This is a genomic window from Cedecea sp. NFIX57 (genome assembly GCF_900177785.1).
In the GTDB taxonomy this organism is placed as follows: Bacteria; Pseudomonadota; Gammaproteobacteria; order Enterobacterales; family Enterobacteriaceae; genus Cedecea; species Cedecea neteri_C.
Genome location: NZ_FXAS01000070.1, coordinates 1 through 8,121 on the forward strand (window position 1 = coordinate 1; position 8,121 = coordinate 8,121).

The following is an 8,121-nucleotide window of genomic DNA, read 5'->3' on the forward strand; positions in this document are numbered from 1 at the left end:
ATGTAGAGCGGAAAACGTTTTTGCACTTTTTTCTAAAATATTTTGCACTCACACAAGCTTAAAATGGAGTGCAAAATATTTTTAAAATTCGATGCATTTTTAATCGCGTGATAAGCTATCTCCCCTCATTAAAAAATCTTCGTTTTAAAACGTTCTGCATAAATAATTTCTTTATCCGAAAAAAATTATCTCACCTTTATAAGGTGCCGGGCATTTACCCCTGCCCGGCGTGGGGTTTTAGTGGTAAAGTTTTTTCGCCCTAATTCTTGCAACGGATACGGGCGAAAAAAATCACAACCACCACTAAGGATATATCCACATGGATATCAAATATGATGAAGAAACAGGTCTGACTACCGCAATTATGATCCAAGATACTTCTGGCGCTGTCCCATGCCATATGCTGCATAAACACATCCCAGATGATAACGATCATGATGACGAGGACCGAAACAACGAGGAGTAACTAAGCAATGTCCGGACAACCAACCAGGAACGAGATCTACTTTCGCATTTGGTATAGCTACTGGCTCGAGGTAATGACGGAGACGTTCAATCGCCGCCTTGATAACTCGATACATGCTCTTTTGCTCACCCTTGGCGCACTGGTTTCGGTTACACACCAGCCTGGTTGGGTGTTCGGCATTATTATTGCCGCCCTGAGCGCATGCCAGGTCGCCTGGCAATATGGCAAGCAAGGAGAGGCTGCACGACAGCAGGCCCGTCGTTATGTAAAACTTATCGGACAAATGCATAGTCTGAGTCCCCAGGAAATTTTAGATCACCTCGATGTCATAGAAGAGTTTGACAGCACAGCCCAGTCGTCACTCTTTAATTCCGCTCGAAACCGTACCTTTATTTCGCTTAATATGCGCCACCGCGAAAAACTTACCTTGTGGGAGAAGTTCATTTCCAGTATTGCTGGCGGCATCCCGCGTTAGAAGCCATTTAGCCGGGAGAATTATTTTCCGGCTAATAATTAGTGATAATCAGCTCAGATACTTGGTTTTTATTTTGCGAACCCACGGTATAGTTTGTCCTGGCCGTGCTGATGTTCAGCCCACTGAAGACGTCTCTCATTGTCGGGTGGTCATTTACCGAAATTATCACTTTCCCTTTCATGTCCGGGCTCTGGGCCAGTTCAGCCATCAGTTGATACTGCTCAATGCCGAAGGGAACGCCATAGCCCGTTGTGTTCCAGTAAGGCGGATCAAGGTAAAATAGCGTTTCCGGCCTGTCGTAGCGTTTCATACACTTCAGCCAGTCGAGATGCTCAATAGTGACCTGCTGAAGACGCTCCCACGCCCCGGATAACGTTTCTTCGATTCTGAGAATATTCAGCGGTGCCGGTCGTGTGACCCGGACCCCAAACGTCCTGCCGTGGGCTTTTGCACCAAAGGACAACTTCTGCAGGTAGTAAAATCTCGCCGCGCGTTGAATATCTGTCAGCGTGACGGAGGGTGTGAGATTCAGCCACTCAAATATCTGACGGCTGGTTAATGCCCATTTAAACTGCCGGATAAATTCTTCCAGGTGGTACTGGATAACGCGATACAGATTCACCACCTCCCCGTCGATATCGTTCAGCACCTCAACATCTGAGCGTTCCTTCATGAAGAAAAGTGCCGCACCCCCGCAAAAAGGCTCCACATAGCAGGTATGCGCCGGGAACAGCGGCAGCAACACTTTAGCCAGCTTGCGTTTGCCGCCCATCCAGGGAATAACCGGACTCGCCATGTCTGATTCCTCTGTTGAGAAATGTCAGCAGCGTTTCGCTGCTGACAGAGTTTTATATAAAAAGTTTCAGCTGCCTGTATTTCCGGGCTGACTGGCAGCGGCTTTTGTTGCGGCTGCATCATCAATTTTCTTGCGAATATAATTGCGAATAACCTTATACCCTCCAGAAATGAGATACAGTGAGCAAACAGTGGTGCAGAAATAAAGCAGGACAATCTGAACGAGAGACATAATAACCTCGGTTGTATTTACGACATGTATTGAAAATGTGCAGGCTAAAATTAATAGCGATGCAATATAAAAATCATGCAGGTCCATCAGCAGGCAAGTGTAAAAGTTAGCGGGATTGCATCTTCCATGAGAGCCATTTCCCTTTCACAAATGAGTCAAAGCCCATCTGCCCGACCTCGTATCCAAAAGTCAGTGCTCCGACACCATCCCCTTTGGGGTTTCTCAGCACCAAAATATAGGCGGGCGACTCTGGTGCATTTTGCATAGCATCGAGGTAGTAGAAGCCCGAAGCCGCGGTGCGTAACCATGTGTGGAAATCCCCTCCCTGGGCGGCCATAGGAATCCCCAGACCAAAACTCCCCATTTTCAGTAACATTTCCGGTGAGACATCTGTCGGCGTGGGCTGCACATCATGCACGGCACCGGTTTTAAGGCCCAGATTCACTCTGGCTGCGGTTTGCGCAGGCACGCCAGCCGCCGTTATCTCCGACAGGTTATTCCCTTTTTGCAGCGCACCTGTAATGCGGGCGTCATCGCCTGCAGCCACAGTGTCTTTGGTGATGCCCACACCCAGAACGGCAGCGCCTTTAAGCTCCAGGCTGGTTCTGGCTGCTGCTTTGTCCTTTACGTCGGCAAGATTTTTATCGGAATGCAAAAGGTTATCCAGCCGCGTGTCATTCGTCGTCAGAAAGACTTTTTTCAGCGCCGTCAGAAACTGGTCGTTGGTTGCCTCATCCGCTTTGATACCGCCTGCGGCCAGTATGGTCAGGATTTCACGCTGCGTGCTGAGCAGCGCCGCCTGGTTATCATTGGCGTATTTCGGCGTGACGATGGTGGCCAGCTCGCCGGTTTGCGTGTTTTTCCCGTGAAATAAGCCGTCCGGCGTAGCGATAGGGTCAATTAACGGTTTCACTTAAACTTCTCCTGAATACTTGAACACACATTCGGTGTGAGCAGGCTTGAGACGGCGGAACATTTCTTCCAGTTTCGGGTCACCAGACTCCTCCAGCCGGTCGCCGACAGAGGATTCTCCGACGCGGAAGTAGTAATTTTTTTCCGGTGTCCCCTGAACGTTCACTAGCCAGCGCCACATTGGCGTATCAGGCTCATCAATGGTGATGGTATAGCCCATGGCAGCCGCCAGGCTGATGAAGTAGGCCCGGCTGAGGCCGCCCGTCTCGGCCAGGGCAGCCATGACCTTGTCGCGTCGCTGCTGCAGCGTGTCACCACCGCCCGGTATCAGGGCATAAACACGCTCCCAGTCCGGCAGCGTGTTGGTGGCCGTCAGCGGATCGATGGCGCTCAGCAGGTCAGAAACGCACTGCTCCGCCAGCGTCAGTAACCGGGCATCCGCCCGGAGTTCTGCTCTCAGGCGTTCGCCGTTCGGGTTGTACGAGACCGGGGGCAGCAGCAGGGCCAGCAGGTTGACGTAATCGTTACGGGTCATGATGTCTGCCCCTCAGCCTGCAGTGGCGTGATGGTGATTTTCCCCGGCCGGACCCATTCCACTACAGTGGCACTGACCACCGGCAGCAGGTTTGCGGTCGGGGTGCTGATACGGTAGTCCAGCACCCCCTCGGTGTCCGATATCAGGGCACCAATCTGGGTCACAATCGCTTCCTGCCCCGGAATCAGCGCCGCAAACCACGTCTGAAGGCTGTCAGTAATCGCCGTTGTCACTGCCGCCATCGTCGTTTTATCGCTGATGCCGACGGCGACGGTCACATCCAGCGCTTTCTCGGTGGGGGCCAGAGCTTTGAAGTCCTTCGCCGTCACGGGCCTTACTGTGTCGATATAGTGCTGTACGGCGTCCAGGGTGACCTGTGATGGCAGCCCGTGGGCGGCGGTAATCACCACATCCACTGTGCCGAGCCCCCGGCGCAGGGGAAACACCCAGGCCCCGCTGACGCCTTCCACCGACATGGCCCACACTTTATAGTCGTGGGCATTCCCGCCTGCGGCGGGCTGACGCATGACGTCCAGCAGGCGGGCCAGCAGTTCGCCGTCAGTCTCTGTATCGGTGCCGCCCGTCATGACCCCGGCGGTCACGGTGCTGTCCAGGCCCGCCGGAGCAGAGACCAGCGTCGCTGCGATACCAGCGGGCAGATTGCCCCCGGTGCCTGGCAGGGTGGCTTTGGCGCTGACCGTGGCATGCCCGCTGGCATCCAGCACACCGGCTGTGGTGGTCTGGTACAGCGTACTGTTGCCCTTCACCCGGAAGGCAAGGCCAGTGGCAAACGCGGTTTTTGGCGTGCCGGTCAGGGTAACGTTGCCCGCTGCAGCTGCGGCCGCCTTCTTCGTCAGGCCACGCAGGCGGGCATGCATTCCCAGCCAGTCGCTGTCGGCCGTATCCGGGAACGCCTGGCGCAGGACCCAGCCCGTATACTGATACAGGCCCTGAACCACAGAGGACGTGGCGTTCGCGCGGACAAAGTTGTCGCTGTCCGGGCTGGTATCGGCATCCGGGAGCTGGTTGGTCAGCTCATCCAGCCAGTTCTTCACGAGGTCTGCATGGGCGGGGATCGAAACAGGCATTATCAGCTCACTTGTACCGGGTGCTGAAAGGTCGCGGTTTTACCGTCGGCCTGCTGCACCCGAATGGTTAAATCAATCCAGCCGGGGCGTTTACGCACGGCCGTGACGTTAACAGACTGCGCCCGCCCGTCGGTCACCAGTGGCTCCAGCGCCTGCCAGGCGTACTGCTCTGCCAGGGCGCGGGTCTCCTCCGTGTCCTTACGCGGCAGCAGGTGCAGGCGTGAGCCTAACAGCGGTGCAAACAGCCAGCCGCCGAGTGGCGTTTTAAGGCGCAGTAGCACGGCATTCTCAAGCCGGGTAGTCCGGGTGCCAGTGTAGTCGCCGGTATAGGGGTTGAGCATTCTGTCCATGCGGCCAGAATATCGCGCGCGCGTGAGGCGCACATGTTGCGGGGGCGAAGCGGGTAACTCAGGGGAATGCGGGGAGAACACAGAAGAAACAAGCCTGCCTGCGATATGGCTCAGGGCGTGCCACCCCGGCTTTCGCCGGGGCTGGCGGATATCAGTTGTGTGGTGGCCCGGAGTCGCCATCCGGCGTGTTGTGTTTGTGGGTGCCGATTTCGACGCCGTTAATTTTGACGCTACCGGAGGTGATGGTGCCGCTGGCATGGTTGATGCTGCCTGTAATCGTGGCGGTTGAGCCCTGGCCATTGTCCCCGCTGATGGCCATGCCGCCCTGACCTGTCAGCAGGCCTTGCACGGTGACCTTCTGGGTGGCAGTCATCTGTGGGGTTTCCACCGTCACGCTCTCTGCGGCATCAATTAAGGCCTTTTTACATTTCACACGCCACTCATCGCAGGTGGTCTCGATGATTTTGCCTCGCTTCAGGATGACGGAGGCCCCTTCATCGGTGTAAATGGCCACTTCACCAGGCTGCAGGGCCTGAATGCGATACTGGCTGTGCTCGGTGGCAATCACGATACCGTGGCTGGTATCGCCCCCCAGTGGAAGCACAATGGCCATCGCCCCCTCGGGCGGGACGGTGGTGAGGCCGTAGTGCTGAAACAGCTCCACGTCCTGAAGGGTTTCCGGGGCCAGTCCTTCGAGCTGGGTGGTCTGCACGCCACCCGCCGTGGTGATGCGCGTGAGTTTTGCCCGGAACGGACGGCGGATAGCGCCCAGGGCTGTCGCGATGCGACGGTTCATAAGGGCGATGATATCCATCAGTGTATCTCCTGCCAGGTATTCCACAGTAGGGGCTTGCCTTTGCCCTTGTGTTTGCGGCGCGAGCGCGGGAACGCATCCGGCACCCACACCCCGTCCTCTTTCAGGGTGAGCGTGGTAATAAGCGGCTGGCCCCGACCGCCGCTGATGCGGCGCGACATCATAAAGAACGTCCCGTCGATGCCATACAGGTCACTCTGAATATTCACCCGCTGGCCCGGCGTCCACGGGATACCGGCCGGGCTACGCAGGCCGCGCACCTCGACGGTGAGCGTCAGCGCCTTCAGGCGGGAATCCGAGAGCAGTTTTTTCGCGCGGGCGGTGGCCATGTCGTCAGTGTCGGTGTCGCACATCGTCTGAATCAGCGGCCGGTACAGCGTAAAGCCGCTGTCGGTGGCGGTGCCCTTGCGGTTATGCACCCCGTCATGCTCCCGGCTCCCGTGCCCCTGTGACAGGACGGTGACCTCCGAGTAACGCCCGGCGATACTGCGCTGCCGGGTCAGGCTGAGAATATTGCTCCGGCCATCCCGATTCAGCACCAGGGTGGCCACAGGCGGGGCGCTGTAATCCGGCCCCCCGATAATAAAGGTGCCATCGGGGGCCACCCACGTCCACAGCCCGTTGACCTCGGCGACTTTCTGGAGCGCTTCCCAGGCAGTTTCGCCTGGTTCAACGTTAAATTTTTTCGGGGCAACCGATTTATCCGCGTGGATGGCCACCTGGCTGATGCCGAACGGATGCACAATGCGGGTGATAACTTCCTGCAGCGTCATGTTCTGCGCCGTAAAGACCGGGGCGGAACAGTCCACCAGGGCCCCGGCATTGTCCCGCCCGGCAATCGACAGCTCATGGCGGCCCCGGCGCAGCCCCTCGGTGATATCGTCAATCAGGCCGGTCATCAGCACATCGCGCCCGGCGCTGAGCACCACCCGCGCACCGGGTTGTACTTCTGCAGGCAGCGTGGCGGTTTCAATCCCGACGTCGAGCTCCCAGGCGCCCGCCGGGGTCAGAAACGACGCATCCACGGTGAAGCGCATCCAGTCGTGATGGGACACGCCGCCGACGGTCAGCGTCAGGCGCTCGTCGCGGCGGTCAGGCGAATTATCGGGCCCACGCATAGAGTGTCATTCCAGGCTGAAGGTCGCCGGGATTGCCCAGCGACGGGTTAAGGCGCAGCAGCTCCTGCGCACGCTCAGGGTCGCCGTACCAGTCGAAGGCCAGCAGATGCAGGTTCGCCCGGCGGGTGACGGGCCGGGTAATCAGCGGCGGGCGCTGCTGAATCAGCCCCATGGCCTGCGCCTGAAGCGTCCAGGCGGTACGCTGCAGGTCGCTGATAATCGCGCTGTGGGTGCGGGTGTCTGCGGTGAACCCGGCCAGCGCCGCCGTGGTGATATCCTGCTGCATGGCGGCCCGCGTTTCTCTGAGCGCGGTCATTACCGGGCGGCGGACGTCGTTCACGATGGCCTCAATCCAGGTACTGGTGAGCGCCGGGGCGGCCACTTCGTTCTGCATAATAGTGGTGGCCACGGCCGCCAGTTCACTGACCGTGACCAGCCGGGCCGTGCGGGTCAGCAGTTGCGTATCGCTGGCCCGGACCGCCGTCACCTGGCTCAGCGGCAGGGCAAAAGGTCTGGTGATGGTGGTGACGCTCCGGGCGTTAATCCACGCCGTCGGCAGCGACAGCACTTTCCCGGCGAGGTGCGTGGCCTGCTGCCAGTCCGACTTCACGCTCTCCCCGGTGAGGTTCAGCGTATCGCTGAAGGTGCCCAGCATGCCTTTAAGGTCACTGATAAGCGCCGACGGCGTATCCAGCAGATTGCTGACGCTGGCCACCGCCCCCTGAATCTCCCCCCGGACCTCACCCAGCAGGTATTCGCCCTGGGCAATAATGGTGTTGATGCGCTCCACGCCGTTCTCGAGCTTACGGATATCTTTCATGGCCGTGCTGAAGGCAGAGGCGGCGCTGTCGAGCAGATGATTGCCGGTGGAGAAGATGCTCTCCGGGGCCTGATTCGCAGACGCCGTGGCGAACAGGGCCTGCTCGGTTCCAGCCTCGGTAAAGACCAGCTCCACGGTGACCGCGTTGAGGGGCTCCACCTGTTTTTCGACCCCGGCTGACATAAACCGGGCGTGTGGAATAGAGCCGTACACCGGGTGAACCAGTTCGCCGGTGTCTGCGGATTTAAACGTGGTTAAAAGCGCCTTTAACTGCTGTTTCCAGTCATGGCCAAACAGAAAGGCCGTCAGCTTGAAGGAAACCGGGCGCAGGCCGTGGTCCTCAATCGTCGCCCCGTCCTGATACGGATACGCGTAGCTGACGGTATCGCGGGCCAGCGCGTCACTGGTTGACAGACATTCGAAGGGTACGCCCCGGAATGACGCGGGCAGCAGCTCATCAATACCGGCCAGCGCCGCCAGCTGGGAAAGCATATCGGTCATGAGCCATACCTCCGG

11 protein-coding genes are annotated in these 8,121 nt (G+C 58.0%); 2 read left to right on the top strand and 9 right to left on the bottom strand.

Annotation, left to right across the window (positions count from 1 at the left end; genetic code table 11):
• Positions 1 to 319: 319 nt before the first annotated feature.
• Together B9Y90_RS27035 and B9Y90_RS25185 are read left to right on the top strand one after the other, a co-directional pair.
• Positions 320 to 466, top strand: coding sequence for a hypothetical protein (locus tag B9Y90_RS27035; protein WP_176227937.1), 147 nt, complete (start codon positions 320 to 322; stop codon positions 464 to 466).
• A gap of 7 nt (positions 467 to 473) precedes the next feature.
• Positions 474 to 941: a hypothetical protein gene (locus tag B9Y90_RS25185; RefSeq protein WP_085543035.1), complete on the top strand. Its 468-nt coding sequence runs from the start codon at positions 474 to 476 to the stop codon at positions 939 to 941.
• A 31-nt stretch (positions 942 to 972) separates the two neighbouring features.
• Here the strand turns inward: B9Y90_RS25185 and B9Y90_RS25190 are convergent, their stop codons facing one another.
• From B9Y90_RS25190 to B9Y90_RS25230, 9 genes are all read right to left on the bottom strand, one after another.
• Complete coding sequence (locus tag B9Y90_RS25190) at positions 973 to 1,737, bottom strand: DNA adenine methylase (protein WP_085543036.1); 765 nt, start codon at positions 1,735 to 1,737, stop codon at positions 973 to 975.
• Between the two features lie 66 nt (positions 1,738 to 1,803).
• Positions 1,804 to 1,968, bottom strand: coding sequence for a DUF1378 family protein (locus tag B9Y90_RS25195; protein WP_085543037.1), 165 nt, complete (start codon positions 1,966 to 1,968; stop codon positions 1,804 to 1,806).
• 106 nt (positions 1,969 to 2,074) lie between these two features.
• Positions 2,075 to 2,881, bottom strand: a complete 807-nt coding sequence (locus B9Y90_RS25200; RefSeq protein WP_085543038.1) for a hypothetical protein — start codon at positions 2,879 to 2,881, stop codon at positions 2,075 to 2,077.
• Positions 2,882 to 3,415 (bottom strand): YmfQ family protein, encoded by a 534-nt coding sequence (locus B9Y90_RS25205; RefSeq protein WP_085543039.1) that lies wholly within the window; start codon positions 3,413 to 3,415, stop codon positions 2,882 to 2,884.
• Positions 3,412 to 4,503: a baseplate J/gp47 family protein gene (locus B9Y90_RS25210; RefSeq protein WP_085543040.1), complete on the bottom strand. Its 1,092-nt coding sequence runs from the start codon at positions 4,501 to 4,503 to the stop codon at positions 3,412 to 3,414. The genes B9Y90_RS25205 and B9Y90_RS25210 overlap by 4 nt, the downstream gene beginning before the upstream one ends.
• A 2-nt stretch (positions 4,504 to 4,505) precedes the next feature.
• Positions 4,506 to 4,844 carry a phage GP46 family protein gene (locus tag B9Y90_RS25215; RefSeq protein WP_369678993.1) on the bottom strand — a complete coding sequence of 113 codons (339 nt, stop codon included), beginning with the start codon at positions 4,842 to 4,844 and terminating at the stop codon, positions 4,506 to 4,508.
• A 160-nt stretch (positions 4,845 to 5,004) separates the two neighbouring features.
• Positions 5,005 to 5,667 (bottom strand): phage baseplate assembly protein V, encoded by a 663-nt coding sequence (locus B9Y90_RS25220; protein ID WP_085543042.1) that lies wholly within the window; start codon positions 5,665 to 5,667, stop codon positions 5,005 to 5,007.
• Positions 5,667 to 6,785, bottom strand: a complete 1,119-nt coding sequence (locus B9Y90_RS25225) for a phage baseplate assembly protein (protein WP_085543043.1) — start codon at positions 6,783 to 6,785, stop codon at positions 5,667 to 5,669. Before B9Y90_RS25225 ends, B9Y90_RS25220 begins: the two co-directional genes overlap by 1 nt.
• A partial coding sequence (locus tag B9Y90_RS25230; protein WP_217809002.1) for a DNA circularization protein occupies positions 6,769 to 8,121 on the bottom strand: 1,353 nt, incomplete at its 5' end. The genes B9Y90_RS25230 and B9Y90_RS25225, both read right to left, overlap by 17 nt.